The following is a 15,846-nucleotide window of genomic DNA, read 5'->3' on the forward strand; positions in this document are numbered from 1 at the left end:
CCCCGCCGCCTCTGACTTCTCACCAATGCGTGTGACCCTGCTCGGGACGGGCGATACGACCGGTACGCCGACCGTCGGGTGTGACTGCGACACCTGTCTCGAAGCGCGCGAACGCGGTATCGAGCGGACGCGTTTTTCGGTCCACGTCGAAAACGAGCGAACCGGCGAGTCGTTGCTCGTGGACTTCAGTCCCGACTTCCGTCACCAGTTTCTCACACAGGAGACGCCACTTCCCGACGCGGCGCTGGTGACTCACATCCATTTCGACCACCTCGACGGCCTCGGCAACGTCTACCGCCTGCTGGACAATCTCGACGTCCACGCGGCGGACGAAGTCGACCCGCTGAAAGACCAGAGCGTCGCGGACACGATTCGTTCGAAGTTCGACTATCTGGACCGTATCGAGGTCCACGACCAGACGCCGCTCGAACCGTTCCGCGCCTGTGGGTTCGACGTGACGTTCGTCCCCGTGGTCCACCCGCCGCTTCTGTGCTACGGCGTCGCCATCGAAGACCCCGAGACGGGAGCGAAACTCGCCGTCTCCGGCGACTCGACGTACGCGATTCCCGAGGCGTCGCGGGCGGTTCTCGACGACCCGGACCTCCTCCTCGCGGAGGCAATCGTCCCCGCGTCGCTCTGTGAGTACCACCCCGCCGGCGGCGACGACTTCGACGAAGACGGCGTGCCGCGGACGTTCGGGACGAAGCACATGACCCGCGAGGGGGCGATTGCGCTCGGGGAGGACCTGAACGCCGACGTGACCCGTCTCGTCCACGTCGCTCACTACTACCCGCCCGAGGAGGCGTTCGAAGAACCGCTGGCTATCGACGGCGAAGTGTACGAGTTGTAGGGACTCGCGACGTTCTCGCCGACCGTGCGTTTTTCCACGATGCGTGAGGAGGGTGTGGTATGGTCCTCGCACTCTCGACAGCCGAGAGCGTTACCTCGGTGTTCGCCATCGGACTCGCGACTGTCGCCGGGTTCGCCCTCTTTTCGCCACGACCACTCTCCGAGACGCAACTCGGCGTCGTCTTCGTCCTTTCGGCCGGTATCGGAACCGGGTCGCTCTGGATGCTCGCGAACCACACGGGAGACGACTCGTGAGACTCCGGGCCATCGCCGAGGACCGAGCCTTCAGGTCGCTATTGGGAGCGGGCGTCGGCATCGGGGCCCTGACGCTCGTCGTGACTTACGTCGAGTCGGGCCAGATAGACATCGTGAGTTCCCTCGCCTACGTCGCCCTCGTCGTCATCGTCGGTGCGCTACTCGTCACCTACTGGGACTACATGGAGCGACGCGCCGACGCAGAGTGAACTCGGCTAGGAAAAGCGGTCCAGTCCCGACTGTCTGCGAGCGACGCCACTCGGGTCCGCAACCCAGTCGGTTCGGGTGTCGCGGAGTGTCTGTCGGTCGAATTCGGGCGGGTCTTCCGGGTCGAACGCCGCGCAGTCGGGGCCACACTCCGAACCGGGGTCCACGACACGGCCGAAGTGACCACAGACGGGTCGCCCATCCGAATCGACACCCGCGTGGCCACAACCCGGCAGGTCGTAGCGCCGCCAGCCTTTGCCATACGCGCGCTCTGCGAGTTTGAGGCGGGCGGTTCGTTTCTCCGCGGTCGTGACGAAGGCGACGTCGGTGTGGAGTGAGTCGTAGTCGACGGGTTCGACGCCAGTCGCGTCGGTAGCGAGGGGCGTGGCCTCGCGGACGACGTCTCTCTCGCCCGTCTCCGGGTCGAATCGCCAGATACCGACCACGTCGGGGATGCGATTGAGGTGTGCACCGGTGACGTAGCTCTCGGTGGCGAGGACGACTTCGTCGAACAGCGAGAGACTCACGTCGAGACGGAGTTGTCGCAAGAGGTCACCGGGTTCGCCGAGGTCCGGTTTGTTCTCGATGCCGACGAGGTGGGAGAACCACGAGTCTGGGTAGCGAGTCGCCTGCCGGACGTACTCTCGTCCGCGACGACGCTCCGACTCGAAAAAGCCGACGTCGACGGCACGGTCAGTCGCGCGTCGGGCACGGGCGGGGTGACAGTCGAAGGCGTCGCGCCAGAAGACGGCGTGGCCGACGCCCACGTCGCTCTCGATTGCCGCCGCGGGGATGGTCCGCGGGGTGATGTGAGTCCGCTCGTCGAACGCGGGGCCGGGAGCAACGGCGCACACGTCGATGATGCGACTCCCGGGCGAGGCGACAGAGGCACCGAGTTGTCGGGCGGGGAGCAGGTCCGTCGTCTCTTCGAGGTGGGCACAGAGTGCCAGTTCGAAGGCGAACTCCGACGGCGACGTCACCGGTGTGGGCACGACACGAACTCGGGAACGGAGGGTCAAAAGCCTCGCTCTCGGAGACGGAGCAGCGACCAGTTACCTGTCAATCACCGAACTTTATACGGTGGTCACGCCATAGCGAGTGGTGATGCGTTTCCCCGTGTCGCTCTCCCCCCGCAACCGCGCCCTGCTGGTCGTCGCCCTCGGTGTGTCGCTGGTGTTTACTGCCGTCTTCGCGCCGATGGGCGCCGTCGTCCCGACGTACCGATACGAGGTGGTCGAGGTGTCACCCGACTCGCAGGCAGTCGAACGCACCATCTACTCCGACGACGTCCTGACCTGCATCGACGACGACCCGGCGTGTCAGACCGTCTCGCAGGTGCGTGCAGACGGCCCGAGAATCGTCGAACGTGAGGCGGCCAACTGCGCCGAGATGCCGGCGTTCTGCGGGAGGTATCAGGTCGCGTACTACCCGAGAGACGGCGTGTTCTACAGACTCCGTCACGAACCACTCGACAACGACTCCGTGGAGTTGCGACTCGAACCCATCTCGAATCGGACCGCGATGCGTATCGCGGCGCTGAACGCCGAGACGTTCCCGCCCGAGTTCGAGCGACTGTTCGAATCCGAAACCGTCCGCACGAGCGACCCCATCGCCGGGTGGAAGTACTGGCAGGAAACCAACGAACTCGTCGAGTACGAGGGACGCTTCTACGTGCCGGGTGGGTGGCGGTACGACGGCCCGAAACGACATTGGGACGAGTACCTGCGCGGGGTGACGGCACTCGCCGGCATCGGACTCCTCCTGTACGGGCAAGCGATGAACGTCCGCGCAGGCGAACGAGACAGATAGACCTGCCATCGAGTCGGATAGGGTCGCCATCGCGTCGGATTCGGTGACTGTCACGGTCCCGTACCTATTTGAGTGAAGACGAAGCAACTGCGAGTAATGACCGGGCAGGACGATTCTGACCGACAGATAGGGAGACGGACGTACCTCAGTGTCGCCGCGAGCGCTGGCCTCGCGAGTCTCGCAGGATGCAGTTCGGGGAGTACGGCGACTGCCGCGCGCGGCCCACCGAAGGTTCCCGAGTCGAAACTCGACGCGGGCGGGTGGGAGCAAGTCGACGAACAGACCCGTGACCCGGCGTTCGAAGAGTCGTTCGGGCCGGCAACCGTCTCGGCGGCGTTTCGAACGCTCGTCTTCGAGGACGTCGAACTGGCGGCCCGGTTGAAAGAGAAGACGCTCGGTGCCGCCGAAGGGCAGTTCTCGATGTTCTTCGCGACGCGCGTGACCACCGACCCGACGCTGGCGAACATCCCCGACGCGGTCAGCGGGCCGGTGGTCGAACAGGTCGAGTCGCAGGCGCGTTCGCAGTACGAGTCGCAGTTGGAATCCGCCGGCCTCGTCGACATCGAGCAGGCGTCGACTGGGGAACTGACCGTCGAGACGGGCGAGACGGCGCGAGTGACGAACTACACCGCCGCGTTCCCCTTCGAGGGAATCACGTTCCCGCTGACCGACGAGAAGCAAATCGAAATCGAGGGGAAGAAACTCGGCGTCACCGGGATGCTCGCCGTGTGGAAACACGAGGGGTCGATTCTCGTCGCCGGCGGAGCGCACCCCGCCGAGAACCTCGATATGGCCACCACGAAGTCGCCGACGGAGTCCATCGAGGTGTCGGTCGATATCGACCTCGGACTGACGCCCGACGCCTACGCGGACGAACTTCGGTCCCTCGTCGTCGCAGTCGAGTGACCCCGCCATCGCCACCGCTGTAGAAGTAACAGACGACGGTGGAATCACGAGCGAAACCACACCGAACGGCCCGCGATATCGAGGCACGACGTGTGTGACCGCCCGACGTAGCCACAGCGCCCGTGCTCCGAGAACAGCACCTTTATCAGTCGTTCGGGGCCAAGTCTACCCAAGATTACTCTCAGGAGGTCAATGGTGACGAAAAACCCACAACAACCGGAGGTGAACATCGGACTCGTCGGTCACGTCGACCACGGCAAGACGACGCTCGTCCAAGCGTTGTCAGGGTCGTGGACGGACCAACACTCGGAGGAGATGAAGCGCGGTATCTCCATCCGACTCGGCTACGCCGACGCGACGTTCCGCAAGATTCCCGGTGTCGATGCACCGGAGTGCTACACAGTCGAAGAAGAGACAGAAGACGGCGAAGAGACGGAGGTTCTGCGGACCGTCTCGTTCGTCGACGCGCCCGGCCACGAGACGCTCATGGCGACGATGCTCTCTGGGGCGGCTATCATGGACGGCGCAGTTCTTCTCGTCAGCGCCACCGAAGAGGTTCCCCAGGCGCAGACGGCCGAACACCTGATGGCGCTCGATATCATCGGTATCGAGAACATCGTCATCGCACAGAACAAGGTGGACCTCGTGGACCGCGAGCGCGCCATCGAGAACTACGAGCAGATTCAGGAGTTCGTGAAGGGAACGGTCGCCGAAGACGCCCCCATCGTCCCCATCAGCGCCCAACAGGAGGTCAACCTCGACCTGCTCATCGAGGCCATCGAGTCGGAGATTGCGACGCCCGAACGCGACGAGACTGTCGACAGTCAGATGTACGTCGCTCGCAGTTTCGACATCAACCGGCCCGGCACCACGTGGGAGGGTCTCAACGGCGGTGTCATCGGCGGCAGCGTCGTCGCCGGCAAACTCGAAAGCGGCGACGAACTCGAACTGCGCCCCGGCCGCGAAGTCGAAGAAGAAGGCAAGACCGAGTGGCGCTCTATCACGACCGAGATTCGCTCGCTGCAAGCGGGCGGTAACATGGTCGACGAAGTCCAACCCGGCGGCCTCTGTGGCGTCGGGACGGGTCTCGACCCGAGTGTCACCAAAGGTGACGCCCTCGCAGGACAGGTCGCTGGTAAGCCCGGCACGCTCCCGCCGACGCGCGAGGAGTTCACGATGGACGTCGAACTGCTCGACCGCGTGGTCGGCAGCGAAGACGACAGCATCGACGAGATTTCGACGGGCGAACCGCTGATGCTCACCGTCGGCACCGCGACGACGGTCGGTGCCGTGACGAGTGCACGCAGCGGCGAGGCCGAAGTGAACCTCAAGCGCCCGGTCTGTGCCGCGGAAGGTGCGAAGATAGCGATCAACCGCCGTGTTGGCGCGCGCTGGCGTCTCATCGGTATCGGGACGCTCAAGTGACGTGACCGCCACTGTGGTCGTTATGGACACGAACGCACTCATGATGCCGGTCGAACTCGACGTTCGCGTGTTCGACGAACTCGACCGGTTACTCGCGGCCGACGTGGACCTCGTCGTCCCAACGGCCGTCCTCGACGAGCTAGAGAAGCTCGCGACGGGCGGTGGGACGGAGGCCGTCGCCGCGAGCGTGGGTGCGGACTTAGCGACCCGGTGCCGTGCGGTCGAAACCGAGGAATCGTACGCCGACGACGCAGTCGTCGAACTCGCCCAATCGGGTGAGGCCGACTACGTCGTCACGAACGACAAGCCCCTCCGTGACAGGGTGCTCGAATGCGGGATTCCCGTCATCGGCATCCGGGGGCACGCCACACTGGCGGTCACGGAACCATAACGAAACTATGTACAAACGGGTACGACTCAAAGACACAGTCGAAGTCCCGCCACGCCACCTGGGCGATGTGACGCCCCAGCGGGTCAAGCGACTGTTGCAGGACAAACTGGAAGGACGGATGGACGAAGACGTTGGGAGCGTCGTGAGCGTCGTGAACGTCCACGACGTTGGCGAGGGCACCGTGTTGCCCAACCGCCCCGGCGTCTACTACGAAGCCGAGTTCGACGCGATTACCTACGACCCAGACATGCAGGAGGTCGTCGACGGTATCGTGGTCGAAGTCGTCGAGTTCGGTGCCTTCGTCGGCATCGGCCCGGTCGACGGGTTGCTCCACGTCTCGCAAATCTCCGACGAATATCTCGCCTACGACGGCGAGAACCAGCAACTCGCATCGACCGAGTCCAATCAGACGCTGGCCGTTGACGACGAAGTCCGCGCACGCATCGTCACCAAGAGCATCGACGAGCGCAACCCGCGTGACTCGAAGATTGGCCTGACCGCCAAACAGCCAGGGCTCGGCAAGCACGGCTGGCTCGAAAAGAAGCGCCAGCAGAGTGAGGCCTCGGCGGAGGGTAACTGATGGCGAAAAAGCGTCTCGCCTGCCGCGAGTGCCACTTCGTCAACGACCCCGACAAACAGACCTGTGACAACTGCGGGTCGACGAGTCTCACCGAAGACTGGGCGGGCTACGTCGTCATCACGCACCCCGAAGAGAGCGAAATCGCCTCCGAGATGAACGTCACCGAACCCGGTGGCTACGCGCTCAAGGTCCGCTGAAGATGCTCACCCTGCCGACGGCGCTTCGCGCAGCGTTCAAAGAGCCGTTCGGCCCCGTCTACACCGAGGCCGAGGCGCTCCTCGCAGACGCGTCCAGCGAGGCGTCCTCGGCCCCACTCGTCGCCGTCGGCGACGTCGTCACCTTCTACCTTCGCCGCGCCGGCCGACCACCGGACGTCGCGATTATCGACGGGAAGACCAAACGAGAAGCCGTCAGCGACGAGATTCGTCGCGCAGTCGAGACTGGACACCTCGTCGAAGTCACCAACGAACCGGGCACGATTTCGCGCGCCCTCGTCTCGGCGCTCGGCGACGCTCTCGCCGACGCCGAACCGACGACCCTCCTCGTCGACGGTGAAGAGGACCTCGCGACCCTCCCCGCCGTCCTCGCCGCGCCACTCGGGTCGACCGTCGTCTACGGCCAACCGGACGAAGGAATGGTCCGTATCCGGGTCGACGAGGCGGCGAAGACGAAGATGCGTGACCTCCTGGACCAGTTCGACGGCGACGTCGAGATGGTTCTCTCGCCTATCGACGCCTGACTCGCGGCCCTTCCTCGTCCCTTCGAAATCCTTTTACTTCCTTCACGGGCATTTACGGGTAACTAACCATGGAAATCGAAATCATCTCCGAGGAGGAGAACCCCATGTTGCACCGCTCGGACGTTCGCTTCGAGATCGTCCACGAGGAAGCGACGCCCTCCCGTCTCTCGGTTCGCGACTCGCTCGCGGCCAAACTGAACAAAGACTCCGACGAAGTCGTCGTCCACGAACTCGACACGAAGTTCGGCATGCGCAAGACCGCTGGCTACGCCAAGGTCTACGAGAGCCCCGAGTTCGCCCGCGACGTCGAACAGGAACACATGCTCGAACGCAACAAGATTACCGACGCCGACACCGAAGCCGAGGCCGAAGAGGCCTAATCTCGGTTTCGAATCGCCGTTTTCGACCAACTCTCGATGCGCATTCTTGGAATCGAAGGTACTGCTTGGGCCGCGAGCGCAGCGATTTTCGAAACTGACGACCCCGAGGCGCTCACGTCCGACACCGACCGAACGCCGGACCCCGACGCAGACCACGTCTTCATCGAATCGAACCCCTACCAACCGGACAGCGGCGGCATTCACCCGCGCGAGGCGGCCGAACACATGGGGAGCGCCATCCCAGAGGTTGTCGAGACTGCCCTCGCCCACGCCGCCGACAGACACGACGGTGACGGCCCTGTCGTGGACGCAGTGGCGTTCTCTCGCGGGCCGGGGCTCGGCCCGTGTCTCCGCATCGTCGGCACTGCGGCGCGCGCTGTGGCCCAGACGCTCGACGTACCACTGGTCGGTGTCAACCACATGGTCGCCCACCTCGAAATCGGGCGCTACCAGTCGGGGTTCGAGTCGCCGGTCTGTCTGAACGCCTCGGGCGCGAACGCCCACTTGCTCGGGTATCACAACGGCCGGTACCGCGTGCTCGGTGAGACGATGGACACCGGCGTCGGCAACGCCATCGACAAGTTCACCCGCCACGTCGGGTGGAAACACCCCGGCGGCCCGAAAGTCGAAGCGGCGGCGAAAGACGGCGACTACGTCGAACTACCGTACGTCGTCAAGGGGATGGACTTCTCGTTCTCCGGCATCATGAGCGCCGCGAAGGACGAGGCGGACGCCGGCACACCGGTCGAAGACATCTCCGCCGGATTGCAGGAGACTATCTTCGGGATGCTCACCGAAGTCGCCGAACGCGCGCTCTCACTCACGGGAACCGACGAACTCGTCCTCGGCGGCGGCGTCGGCAACAACGCCCGCCTCCGCGAGATGCTCGCCGAGATGTGCGACCAACGCGGCGCGAAGTTCCACGCCCCCGAACCGAGATTCCTCGGCGACAACGCGGGGATGATTGCCCTCTGCGGGGCGCGGATGTTCGCCGCGGGCGACACGCTCTCCGTCGACGAGTCGTCTGTCGACCCGAACTTCCGCCCCGACCAAGTCGAGGTGACGTGGCGCGGCGCCGACGAATCGGTCGCTCGGGCCTACACCGACGACGGCGCGATTCGCGGGGCCGAAGCGACAGTCGACATCGGCCCCCACGAAGTCGTCAAGCGTCGCGTCCCGAAGACGTACCGCCACCCCGAACTCGACGACAGACTTCGGAGAGAGCGAACGAAAGCCGAAGCGCGGTTGACGAGCGACGCCCGACGCGCCGGCGTGCGGACGCCCATCATCCACGACATCGACCCCGTCGAGGGCGTCATCACCTTCCAGAAAGTCGGTGACGCGGACCTCGCGGAACGACTCGAACCCGAGGCAGTGTCCGTCGTCGGCGAGTACCTCGCGCGCCTCCACGGCGTCGGCATCGTCCACGGCGACCCGACGACGCGAAACGTCCGCGTCGGCACCGGTCCTGACGGCGAGAGGCAGGTCCACCTCATCGACTTCGGACTCGGGTTCCACACCGGCCACGTCGAAGACCACGCGATGGACCTCCACGTCTTCGCCCAGAGCGTCGAAGGAACCGCGGACGACGCCGCCCCACTGCTCGACGCGCTCGAAGCAGGTTACGAATCTGTCGGGTCTGCGGACGTCATCGACCGACTCCGCGAAGTCGAATCCCGCGGTCGATATCGGTAATCGTCACGGCGCGAATCCGTCGGCAGGCCAAAATGATTTATCGTCAGCGGGCGTACCTGTCTCGTATGGCAGACAAACCACAAAGTGGAACGCTCTTCGGCATCCCCTACAACTTCGAGCGTCCGAGCGTCGGCCGCCTCCTCTCGTCGTACTGGCAACCCGGCAAGGGAATGCTCGTCGAGAAACCGTTCGGCATCGGCTACACGCTGAATCTCGCGAACTGGCGCTCGTGGGTCGCACTCCTCGTCGTCGGTGGCCTCCTCTGGAACGAGCGCCAGAGTGGCGGCAAGAAGGAGATGAAAGCAGAGGAAGACGAGGGACCGGTCGAGGTCATCGTCGACTAAACCTGTAGACACCGTACCGTCGCCCCGCGACACACCGACGACTTTTCGACGCCCGCCCGCAGACAGGCGGGTATGCTCAGATACGTCACGACGAACGAGGGCAAGGTCCGCGAAGCCCTCGACTATCTCGACGACGACGTCACGCAACTCGACTTCGACTACACGGAGGTTCAGGCGTCCGAACTCGGCCCCATCGCCGCCCACGGCGCGCGTGAGGCCTACCGGTACGCCGGCGAACCGGTCCTCGTCGACGACGCCGGCCTCTTCGTCGAGGGATTCGACGGGTTCCCCGGCCCGTACTCCTCCTACGTCGAAGACACACTCGGTGTTGAGGCAGTGTATCGACTCGCCGCCGCCGAACTCGACGAACCGCGACGCGCCTCGTTCCGGTGTGTACTCGCGTACTGTGACGGCGAACCCTTCGCGGCGAGTCCGGACCCCGTCGACAAAGACGACAGAACTGCTGCTGCCGCACGCGGCGCAGAACAGGGTGCAGAAGAGACCGACGCCCTTCCCGTGAAACTGTTCGAGGGCGTCGTCAACGGCCGCATCGTCCCGCCACGTGGCGAGGGTGGATTCGGCTACGACCCTATCTTCGAACACGACGGCACGACGCTCGCGGAGATGACCGCCGAAGAGAAGAACGGTATCTCACACCGCGGGCGGGCGTTAGCGAAGTTCGCGACGTGGTACGCCGAGCGATAGCGAGGTGTCCGTCGTCGGGTGCGAAGCGTCCGACGGGAGTACGCCGAACGCTAGTGAGGCGTCCGTCGAATGTCTTCGATTTTCGGAAGTTTGCTGAGCGATAGCGAAGCAATAAGGAACTCTGACTCTGTCGAAACCCTCAGTTTTTGACAGGTGTGGAGTGACACAGTCAGAGCGTCTTCACAGCAGAACGACCCCATCAGAATCGCGTTTGTGTTCCACCGTAACGACGATATCACGGAGTGAGACTGTCCAATAAATACGACGCTCGTGCGTGAAATCCGTCGTATCGGCCGAGGAAACCCCTTTTCATTGACAATTGTTATCGTTCAGCAGCCCCTAGTAGTATGCCAGTATGACCACCGACGAAGTGTCGGAACAGGAACTCACGCCGGACCGGGCGTTCGCCGTACTCGGCCACGAGACGCGACTCGCCATCCTGTTCGAACTGTGGAAACAACGCCGTCCCGACGAACACATTCCGCAGTACTCAATGACGTTCTCGGAGTTGCGAAAGGCCATCGGGATGCGGGACGGGTCGCAGTTCAACTACCACCTCAAGCCACTGCTCAACCGATTCGTCCACCACGACGAGGATGGCTATATCCTTCTGCGTCATGGTGACCGCGTGGTCAGTGCGATTCTCGCAGGGGCGTTCACCGACGAGGTCGTATTCGACGCGGTCCCGAACGACAAACCGTGCGAAATCTGTGGGGGACAGACCGTCTTCGAGTGCAACACCGACCTGACCCGTGGGTACTTCGCCATCAGATGCACCGAGTGCGAGGGGGCGTTCGGCGGCACCGGCTTCGATGGAGCGCTGAGCCTGACAGAATCGCTCTCGCCGGTCGGCACTCGTAGCCGGGACCCTGAGGAGTTCTACCGGGCACTGGATGTCATGGTGAAACACCAGATAATGTCTGCGGTGGAGGGGGTCTGTCCCGACTGTACCGGAACCACGAGCGTGACGCCGCAGGTCTGTCCGAACCACCACGTGGAACCGGGTCGCCGCTGTGAGTCGTGTGACACCATCTTCGAGGTCCAGTACGCCATCGTGTGCGACGTCTGTAAACTGATGTACACCCTTCCGAGCAATCGGTGCCTGCTCACCGAGCCACGAGTGCTCGTGTTCCTCGACGAACACGGCTACCACCCCTGGTACGACTGGCTCTTGATAGAACTGGAATTGGTCCACCGCCAGACTATTCGCTCCGAAGACCCGTTCGAACTGGAGATGGTCCTCGAAGCCGAGGGTGACCGACTGGTCGCCACCCTCGACGAGAAGGGGGCGGTCACCACCCTCCACACAGAGACCTCGATAGACGTGTAGACTGTCGTCCCTCTGTTTCGTTTCGAGACGGAACCCCGCGACGGCGACTCTCCTCGCGGCGTGACCGAACCGACGACACATCCGAATCCACCCCGTCGGACACGTCTTTTTGACCGACTCTGACGAGAGTAGCGTATGCAACCAGCGGACTTCCTCGACGGCGGCACGGTCACCGTCTCCAAAGCGACGTACACCGTCTACAAGACCGAACATCCCGAGTCGTCCGCGTTCGCGACGATACGCGACGAAACCGAGACGACGGTGATAGCCGAAGCGGGCACAGTCGACGAATCGAACGTCCTCGCGGCCGAACCCGGGTGGCGACGCCTCACCTTCGAGATGGTCCTGCCGTTCGAACTCGTCGGGTTCTTGGCGACAGTCGCCACCGTGCTCGCAGCGGAAGACGTCTCGATTTTCGCCCTCTCCGCCTATTCGACCGACCACGTACTCGTGAAAGACGCAGACGTGGCGACGGCGACGCAGAAACTCGAAGCACTGGGGTGTACCGTCGAGCAGGGATGAGACCAGCGCCGAATTAGACACCACGTTGTCCGTGGTGCCGACGTGTGCTTTCACGTGGTGCCGACGCGCGCTTTAGCGACCACCATATCGGGGGAGTGAGACCACCCTATTCGGGCCCGTAGGGTTCGGTATGAATCGAACGAAGGCCATCGCCGCCGGCACGGCAGGTGGGTACGGAATCGCTGTCTTCGCCGCTATCGCCGTGTTCTTTCAGGGTGCTTCCGAGAGCGTCGGCGTCGCAGTCGGGTTCGGTCTGGTGACCGTCGTCGCAATCTACGCCGTGACAGAACTGGTTCTGAACGAGTAACGAGGCGGGTGCTCACGCTCGCGGGTCGCGGTCCGGGCCGGGATACTCGTCGTCTGCGACTTCTCCGTAGAGACTTTCGGGCGAAAAGAGCGTCGCGAACGCCTTCGGGTGTCGGATGCTGATAGGAAATCGCCCACCGAGGGCCGCACCCGTCTTCGCAGAGGTGAGTCGGTCGTCGAACGTGAGGAGGTGCATCGCACCACCCCGGTAGGCCGACGCGAGCGCGGGTTGGTCGCCCGCGGGATGCTCGACGAGTTCGACCCACGATTCGACTTTCTCGCGCCAGTCTGCGGCGAGCGTCTCGTCTGCGAGCGACGCGATGATGGCCTCCGCGTCGTCGAGGAGGGCGTCACTGGCGACGAGCGTCGTCCACGAGTGGCGGCGGAGGTGGTCGAGCGCCTCACGAGACGGCCCACCGACGAGGAGGTCCGACGCGAGGACGTCGGCGTCGGCGACGACGCGCGTCGGTTCTGGGTCGGCGTCACTCATCGTCGCCTCGACGGGCACGCAGTGCGTCGGCGATGTCGGCGTCCGTCGTCTCGTACTCGGCGGCCCGGGCGAACAGTGACTCCCATGACATACCGAAGACGAGGTGGTCGCTCGAAAAGAATCCGACGCACGCCCGTGGCGGAACGCGGATGAAACTATTCAAAGTCTCTTTTTTGGCCACGGTTGGTTACTTTGTAACTACTATCGGTTACAGCCAGTGGGAAACAGTTAATTGGGATACGGCATAGGACAGACCATGGCGATAGAGCGACGACGCTTCTTACAGACAGCGGGTGTCGGTGCCATCCTCGGACTGAGTGGATGCACAGGTCAGTCGGAACCACAGGCGGACGACGGCGAGACGACTGCCGCCGGCGGCGACTCCGAAAGCCAGTCGAGCGGTGCGAAACAGGAGTTGACGCTCGCAACGACGACGAGCACCTACGACACGGGCCTCCTCGACGCTCTCAACCCCGTGTTCGAAGAGAAGTTCGACGCCCGAGTGAAGACCATCCCACAGGGGACTGGTGCGGCCATCGAGACGGCCAGAAACGGCGACGCCGACGTCATTCTCGTTCACGCTCGCGGAGCGGAAGACGAGTTCCTCCAGGACGGGTACGGCGTCAACCGCCGCGACGTGATGTTCAACGACTTCGTCATCGTCGGCCCGGCGGACGACCCGGCAGGTATCGAGGGGATGTCCAGCGCCACCGACGCCTTTGGGACGATTGCGGAGTCCGAATCGACGTTCGTCTCGCGCGGTGACGACTCCGGGACGAACAAGAAAGAACTGCTCATCTGGGACGCCGCGGGCGTCTCGCCGTCCGGAAAGTGGTACCGCGAAATCGGCAAAGGGATGGGCGACACGCTCGTGCAGGCCGACCAGTCGGGCGCGTACACACTCGCTGACCGCGGAACGTATCTCGCCACCAAGGACAACATCGGCCTCCAGATTCACGTGCAGGGGCCACTCAAAGACGGCCCGACCATCCTGAAGAACCCCTACGGCGTCATCCCGGTCAACCCAGCGAAATACCCGGACGTGAACTACTCGCTGGCGATGGCCTACGCCGGATTCCTGACGAGTCCGGAAGGCCAAGAGATAATCAGCAACTACACGGCAAACGGGTCGCAGTTGTTCTTCCCGAACGCGCTCTCGGAGTCGCCGCAGTTCGACCAGTACGTCCCCGAACGCTACGACGGTGGCAACGAAACGGCGTCCGTCTCGGACGCGCAGTTCGAGCAGTGGGTCGCCGAGAACGTCCCCGAGGACTTTTAGTCCAGTCCGCCCCCACCTCCGGACGTGTTAGGCCTCGGTGACCTGAACCTGACCTATCTCGTCAGCATCACCATCGTCTCGCTGTACGTGAGTACGGTGGCAGTCTTCCTCAGCGCTGCAATTGGCCTCCCGACGGCGCTCGCAGTCGGTTTCCGTGACTTCCGTGGGAAGGCTATCGTCACCTCAATCATCTCAACGGGGATGGGTTTTCCGAGCGTCGTCGTCGGACTCGTCGTGTTGCTGTTGCTCTCTCGGTCAGGCCCCCTCGGCGAGTTCGAACTCCTGTTTACGCCAGAGGCGATGATTCTCTCACAGACGGTTCTGGCGCTCCCGGTGCTCGTGAGCGTCGCCCTGTCTGCGGTTCAGTCGGTCCCACAGGACCTCAGAGACGCCGCGTTCGCGACTGGCGGCACGTCTGCAGACGTCGGCTTGCTCGTCATCCGCGAAGCACGGTACGGTATCGTGACGGCGTTGCTGGCCGCCTTTGGTCGCGCCATCAGCGAAGTCGGGTCCGTGCTCATCGTCGGTGGCAACATCGTCTTCTCCGACAGTACGTCGTTCACGCGGACGCTCACGACGGCAATCACCGTCGAAGCACGGAAAGGGAACATCGAGACGGGTATCGCACTCGGCGTCATCCTCCTCACACTCGTCCTCACGGTGAACGCACTCGGGGCGCGGTTCCGTGACCGGACGCCGGGAGGTGAGGGCCGATGACCGAGAGCGACCACGCAGTCGACAGACGGACGAGAGACGACGTGACGAACGTCCGAACGCACCTCGCCGCGCGTGACCTCTCCCACGGGTTCGGTGACGGGGCCATCCTCGAAGATATCTCCATCGCCATCGAACCCGGCGAGATTCTGGCCGTCGTCGGCCCGTCGGGGACGGGAAAGACGACGCTCTTTCGACTGCTCGCGTTGTTCGAACGCCCGAACCGTGGGACCGTCGAAGTCGACGGCGAAGACGTGTGGGCGATGCCCGACGAACGCCGACTCGCCGTCCGACGCCGCATCGGGATGGGATTCCAGACGCGGAGTCTCTTTTCGACCACCGTCGCGGACAACGTCGCCTACGGACTCCGGGTTCGGCAGTCGTGGCAGACGCGACTCCGCGACGCCGTCCGCGGCGTGGTTGGCGAGACAGACCCCTCGCCGACGGTCGAACGCGCCCTGGAGACGGTGGGGATGAGCGACAAGATAAATCGTGACGCCCAGTCGCTGTCTGCCGGTGAGGCACAGCGCGTCGCCATCGCCCGTGCGCTCGCACCCGACCCGGACGTGTTACTACTGGACGAACCCACGTCGAATCTCGACCCGCGGAACACGGCGGCCATCGAGTCTGCGATGCGCGAGGCCAGAGAACGCGGCATCGCCGTCGCGTTGGCCACCCACGACATGCAACAGGCACAACGCGTCTCCGACCGGACAGCGGTGCTCCTCGGTGGGACCTGTATCGAGTCGGGGCCGACAGACCGCGTCTTCGACGCGCCGTCAGACGACAGAGTCCGCCGGTTCATCGAGGGGAAACTCGTCTACTGACGGTCGAACGGACTTCACCTGAATATGAGGGCACAGAGACCCCGTGTGTGACTGCCGTCTGACGCAGGTTTATGGTCCGTGGTACGTATCCGA

The 15,846-nt window shown here is 63.9% G+C and carries 22 protein-coding genes; 20 read left to right on the plus strand and 2 right to left on the minus strand.

What is annotated here, in order from left to right; all coding sequences use genetic code 11:
- Positions 1–25 precede the first annotated feature (25 nt).
- The 3 genes from ACK3R5_RS13880 to ACK3R5_RS13890 are packed head-to-tail and all read left to right on the plus strand — an operon-like array spanning position 26 to position 1,313.
- Positions 26–850, plus strand: a complete 825-nt coding sequence (locus ACK3R5_RS13880) for an MBL fold metallo-hydrolase (RefSeq protein WP_411967390.1) — start codon at positions 26–28, stop codon at positions 848–850.
- Between the two features lie 59 nt (positions 851–909).
- Positions 910–1,104, plus strand: coding sequence for a hypothetical protein (locus tag ACK3R5_RS13885; RefSeq protein WP_411967391.1), 195 nt, complete (start codon positions 910–912; stop codon positions 1,102–1,104).
- Complete coding sequence (locus ACK3R5_RS13890) at positions 1,101–1,313, plus strand: hypothetical protein (RefSeq protein ID WP_411967392.1); 213 nt, start codon at positions 1,101–1,103, stop codon at positions 1,311–1,313. Before ACK3R5_RS13885 ends, ACK3R5_RS13890 begins: the two co-directional genes overlap by 4 nt.
- A gap of 6 nt (positions 1,314–1,319) precedes the next feature.
- Here the strand turns inward: ACK3R5_RS13890 and ACK3R5_RS13895 are convergent, their stop codons facing one another.
- Positions 1,320–2,303, minus strand: a complete 984-nt coding sequence (locus tag ACK3R5_RS13895) for a DUF5787 family protein (protein ID WP_411967393.1) — start codon at positions 2,301–2,303, stop codon at positions 1,320–1,322.
- A 112-nt stretch (positions 2,304–2,415) separates the two neighbouring features.
- On the opposite strand from ACK3R5_RS13895, the gene ACK3R5_RS13900 reads away from it, so the two are divergent.
- The 14 genes from ACK3R5_RS13900 (at position 2,416) to ACK3R5_RS13965 (ending at position 12,444) form a co-directional block, all read left to right on the plus strand.
- A complete protein-coding gene (locus tag ACK3R5_RS13900; protein WP_411967394.1) occupies positions 2,416–3,120 on the plus strand; it encodes a hypothetical protein in 705 nt (234 codons plus the stop codon).
- A gap of 96 nt (positions 3,121–3,216) precedes the next feature.
- The gene (locus ACK3R5_RS13905) at positions 3,217–4,026 is read left to right on the plus strand and encodes a hypothetical protein (protein ID WP_411967395.1); all 810 of its coding nucleotides are present in this window, start codon (positions 3,217–3,219) and stop codon (positions 4,024–4,026) included.
- A 195-nt stretch (positions 4,027–4,221) separates the two neighbouring features.
- Complete coding sequence (locus ACK3R5_RS13910; RefSeq protein WP_411964656.1) at positions 4,222–5,451, plus strand: translation initiation factor IF-2 subunit gamma; 1,230 nt, start codon at positions 4,222–4,224, stop codon at positions 5,449–5,451.
- Positions 5,452–5,473: 22 nt separating this feature from the next.
- Complete coding sequence (locus ACK3R5_RS13915) at positions 5,474–5,842, plus strand: DUF188 domain-containing protein (RefSeq protein ID WP_411967396.1); 369 nt, start codon at positions 5,474–5,476, stop codon at positions 5,840–5,842.
- 7 nt (positions 5,843–5,849) lie between these two features.
- A complete protein-coding gene (locus ACK3R5_RS13920) occupies positions 5,850–6,422 on the plus strand; it encodes a DNA-directed RNA polymerase (RefSeq protein ID WP_411964658.1) in 573 nt (190 codons plus the stop codon).
- On the plus strand, positions 6,422–6,619 hold the full coding sequence (gene spt4 / locus ACK3R5_RS13925) for a transcription elongation factor subunit Spt4 (RefSeq protein ID WP_411964659.1): 198 nt from the start codon (positions 6,422–6,424) through the stop codon (positions 6,617–6,619). The genes ACK3R5_RS13920 and spt4 overlap by 1 nt, the downstream gene beginning before the upstream one ends.
- Before the next feature lie 2 nt (positions 6,620–6,621).
- Complete coding sequence (locus ACK3R5_RS13930) at positions 6,622–7,161, plus strand: GTP-dependent dephospho-CoA kinase family protein (RefSeq protein WP_411967397.1); 540 nt, start codon at positions 6,622–6,624, stop codon at positions 7,159–7,161.
- Positions 7,162–7,229: 68 nt separating this feature from the next.
- Positions 7,230–7,541, plus strand: coding sequence for a 30S ribosomal protein S24e (locus tag ACK3R5_RS13935; RefSeq protein ID WP_151112055.1), 312 nt, complete (start codon positions 7,230–7,232; stop codon positions 7,539–7,541).
- 36 nt (positions 7,542–7,577) lie between these two features.
- Positions 7,578–9,236, plus strand: coding sequence for a bifunctional N(6)-L-threonylcarbamoyladenine synthase/serine/threonine protein kinase (locus ACK3R5_RS13940; protein ID WP_411967398.1), 1,659 nt, complete (start codon positions 7,578–7,580; stop codon positions 9,234–9,236).
- 65 nt (positions 9,237–9,301) lie between these two features.
- Entirely contained in the window at positions 9,302–9,580 is a 279-nt protein-coding gene (locus ACK3R5_RS13945) for a DUF5808 domain-containing protein (protein ID WP_411967399.1), read from the plus strand.
- Positions 9,581–9,652: 72 nt separating this feature from the next.
- A complete protein-coding gene (locus tag ACK3R5_RS13950; RefSeq protein WP_411967400.1) occupies positions 9,653–10,285 on the plus strand; it encodes a non-canonical purine NTP pyrophosphatase in 633 nt (210 codons plus the stop codon).
- Positions 10,286–10,640: 355 nt separating this feature from the next.
- Positions 10,641–11,615, plus strand: coding sequence for an ArsR family transcriptional regulator (locus tag ACK3R5_RS13955; RefSeq protein WP_411964664.1), 975 nt, complete (start codon positions 10,641–10,643; stop codon positions 11,613–11,615).
- Between the two features lie 135 nt (positions 11,616–11,750).
- Positions 11,751–12,137: an ACT domain-containing protein gene (locus ACK3R5_RS13960; protein ID WP_411967401.1), complete on the plus strand. Its 387-nt coding sequence runs from the start codon at positions 11,751–11,753 to the stop codon at positions 12,135–12,137.
- A 130-nt stretch (positions 12,138–12,267) separates the two neighbouring features.
- Positions 12,268–12,444 carry a hypothetical protein gene (locus tag ACK3R5_RS13965; RefSeq protein ID WP_411967402.1) on the plus strand — a complete coding sequence of 59 codons (177 nt, stop codon included), beginning with the start codon at positions 12,268–12,270 and terminating at the stop codon, positions 12,442–12,444.
- A 12-nt stretch (positions 12,445–12,456) separates the two neighbouring features.
- Here ACK3R5_RS13965 and ACK3R5_RS13970 read toward each other — a convergent pair whose 3' ends face one another.
- A complete protein-coding gene (locus ACK3R5_RS13970; protein WP_411964667.1) occupies positions 12,457–12,933 on the minus strand; it encodes a PIN domain-containing protein in 477 nt (158 codons plus the stop codon).
- A 256-nt stretch (positions 12,934–13,189) separates the two neighbouring features.
- Here ACK3R5_RS13970 and ACK3R5_RS13975 point away from each other — a divergent pair, with 256 nt between their 5' ends.
- Genes ACK3R5_RS13975 through ACK3R5_RS13985 form a run of 3 tightly spaced genes read left to right on the plus strand, consistent with a single transcriptional unit; the run spans position 13,190 to position 15,753 of the window.
- Positions 13,190–14,212, plus strand: coding sequence for a substrate-binding domain-containing protein (locus tag ACK3R5_RS13975; protein ID WP_411967403.1), 1,023 nt, complete (start codon positions 13,190–13,192; stop codon positions 14,210–14,212).
- A gap of 24 nt (positions 14,213–14,236) precedes the next feature.
- Positions 14,237–14,929 carry an ABC transporter permease gene (locus ACK3R5_RS13980; RefSeq protein ID WP_411964669.1) on the plus strand — a complete coding sequence of 231 codons (693 nt, stop codon included), beginning with the start codon at positions 14,237–14,239 and terminating at the stop codon, positions 14,927–14,929.
- Positions 14,926–15,753, plus strand: a complete 828-nt coding sequence (locus ACK3R5_RS13985; protein WP_411964670.1) for a phosphate ABC transporter ATP-binding protein — start codon at positions 14,926–14,928, stop codon at positions 15,751–15,753. The genes ACK3R5_RS13980 and ACK3R5_RS13985 overlap by 4 nt, the downstream gene beginning before the upstream one ends.
- Positions 15,754–15,846: the final 93 nt, after the last annotated feature.

This window comes from Haloferax sp. YSSS75 (assembly GCF_046764215.1).
Taxonomy (GTDB): domain Archaea; phylum Halobacteriota; class Halobacteria; order Halobacteriales; family Haloferacaceae; genus Haloferax.

What these genes read in the sequence shown, in the direction of transcription:
- ACK3R5_RS13880 (WP_411967390.1), top strand. Translation starts at nt 26, where the DNA reads ATGCGTGTGACCCTGCTCGGGACGGGCGATACGACCGGTACGCCGACC.
- ACK3R5_RS13885 (WP_411967391.1), top strand. Translation starts at nt 910, where the DNA reads ATGGTCCTCGCACTCTCGACAGCCGAGAGCGTTACCTCGGTGTTCGCC.
- ACK3R5_RS13900 (WP_411967394.1), top strand. Translation starts at nt 2,416, where the DNA reads ATGCGTTTCCCCGTGTCGCTCTCCCCCCGCAACCGCGCCCTGCTGGTC.
- ACK3R5_RS13905 (WP_411967395.1), top strand. Translation starts at nt 3,217, where the DNA reads ATGACCGGGCAGGACGATTCTGACCGACAGATAGGGAGACGGACGTAC.
- ACK3R5_RS13915 (WP_411967396.1), top strand. Translation starts at nt 5,474, where the DNA reads ATGGACACGAACGCACTCATGATGCCGGTCGAACTCGACGTTCGCGTG.
- ACK3R5_RS13920 (WP_411964658.1), top strand. Translation starts at nt 5,850, where the DNA reads ATGTACAAACGGGTACGACTCAAAGACACAGTCGAAGTCCCGCCACGC.
- spt4 (WP_411964659.1), top strand. Translation starts at nt 6,422, where the DNA reads ATGGCGAAAAAGCGTCTCGCCTGCCGCGAGTGCCACTTCGTCAACGAC.
- ACK3R5_RS13930 (WP_411967397.1), top strand. Translation starts at nt 6,622, where the DNA reads ATGCTCACCCTGCCGACGGCGCTTCGCGCAGCGTTCAAAGAGCCGTTC.
- ACK3R5_RS13935 (WP_151112055.1), top strand. Translation starts at nt 7,230, where the DNA reads ATGGAAATCGAAATCATCTCCGAGGAGGAGAACCCCATGTTGCACCGC.
- ACK3R5_RS13940 (WP_411967398.1), top strand. Translation starts at nt 7,578, where the DNA reads ATGCGCATTCTTGGAATCGAAGGTACTGCTTGGGCCGCGAGCGCAGCG.
- ACK3R5_RS13945 (WP_411967399.1), top strand. Translation starts at nt 9,302, where the DNA reads ATGGCAGACAAACCACAAAGTGGAACGCTCTTCGGCATCCCCTACAAC.
- ACK3R5_RS13950 (WP_411967400.1), top strand. Translation starts at nt 9,653, where the DNA reads ATGCTCAGATACGTCACGACGAACGAGGGCAAGGTCCGCGAAGCCCTC.
- ACK3R5_RS13955 (WP_411964664.1), top strand. Translation starts at nt 10,641, where the DNA reads ATGACCACCGACGAAGTGTCGGAACAGGAACTCACGCCGGACCGGGCG.
- ACK3R5_RS13960 (WP_411967401.1), top strand. Translation starts at nt 11,751, where the DNA reads ATGCAACCAGCGGACTTCCTCGACGGCGGCACGGTCACCGTCTCCAAA.
- ACK3R5_RS13965 (WP_411967402.1), top strand. Translation starts at nt 12,268, where the DNA reads ATGAATCGAACGAAGGCCATCGCCGCCGGCACGGCAGGTGGGTACGGA.
- ACK3R5_RS13970 (WP_411964667.1), bottom strand. Translation starts at nt 12,933, where the DNA reads ATGAGTGACGCCGACCCAGAACCGACGCGCGTCGTCGCCGACGCCGAC.
- ACK3R5_RS13975 (WP_411967403.1), top strand. Translation starts at nt 13,190, where the DNA reads ATGGCGATAGAGCGACGACGCTTCTTACAGACAGCGGGTGTCGGTGCC.
- ACK3R5_RS13985 (WP_411964670.1), top strand. Translation starts at nt 14,926, where the DNA reads ATGACCGAGAGCGACCACGCAGTCGACAGACGGACGAGAGACGACGTG.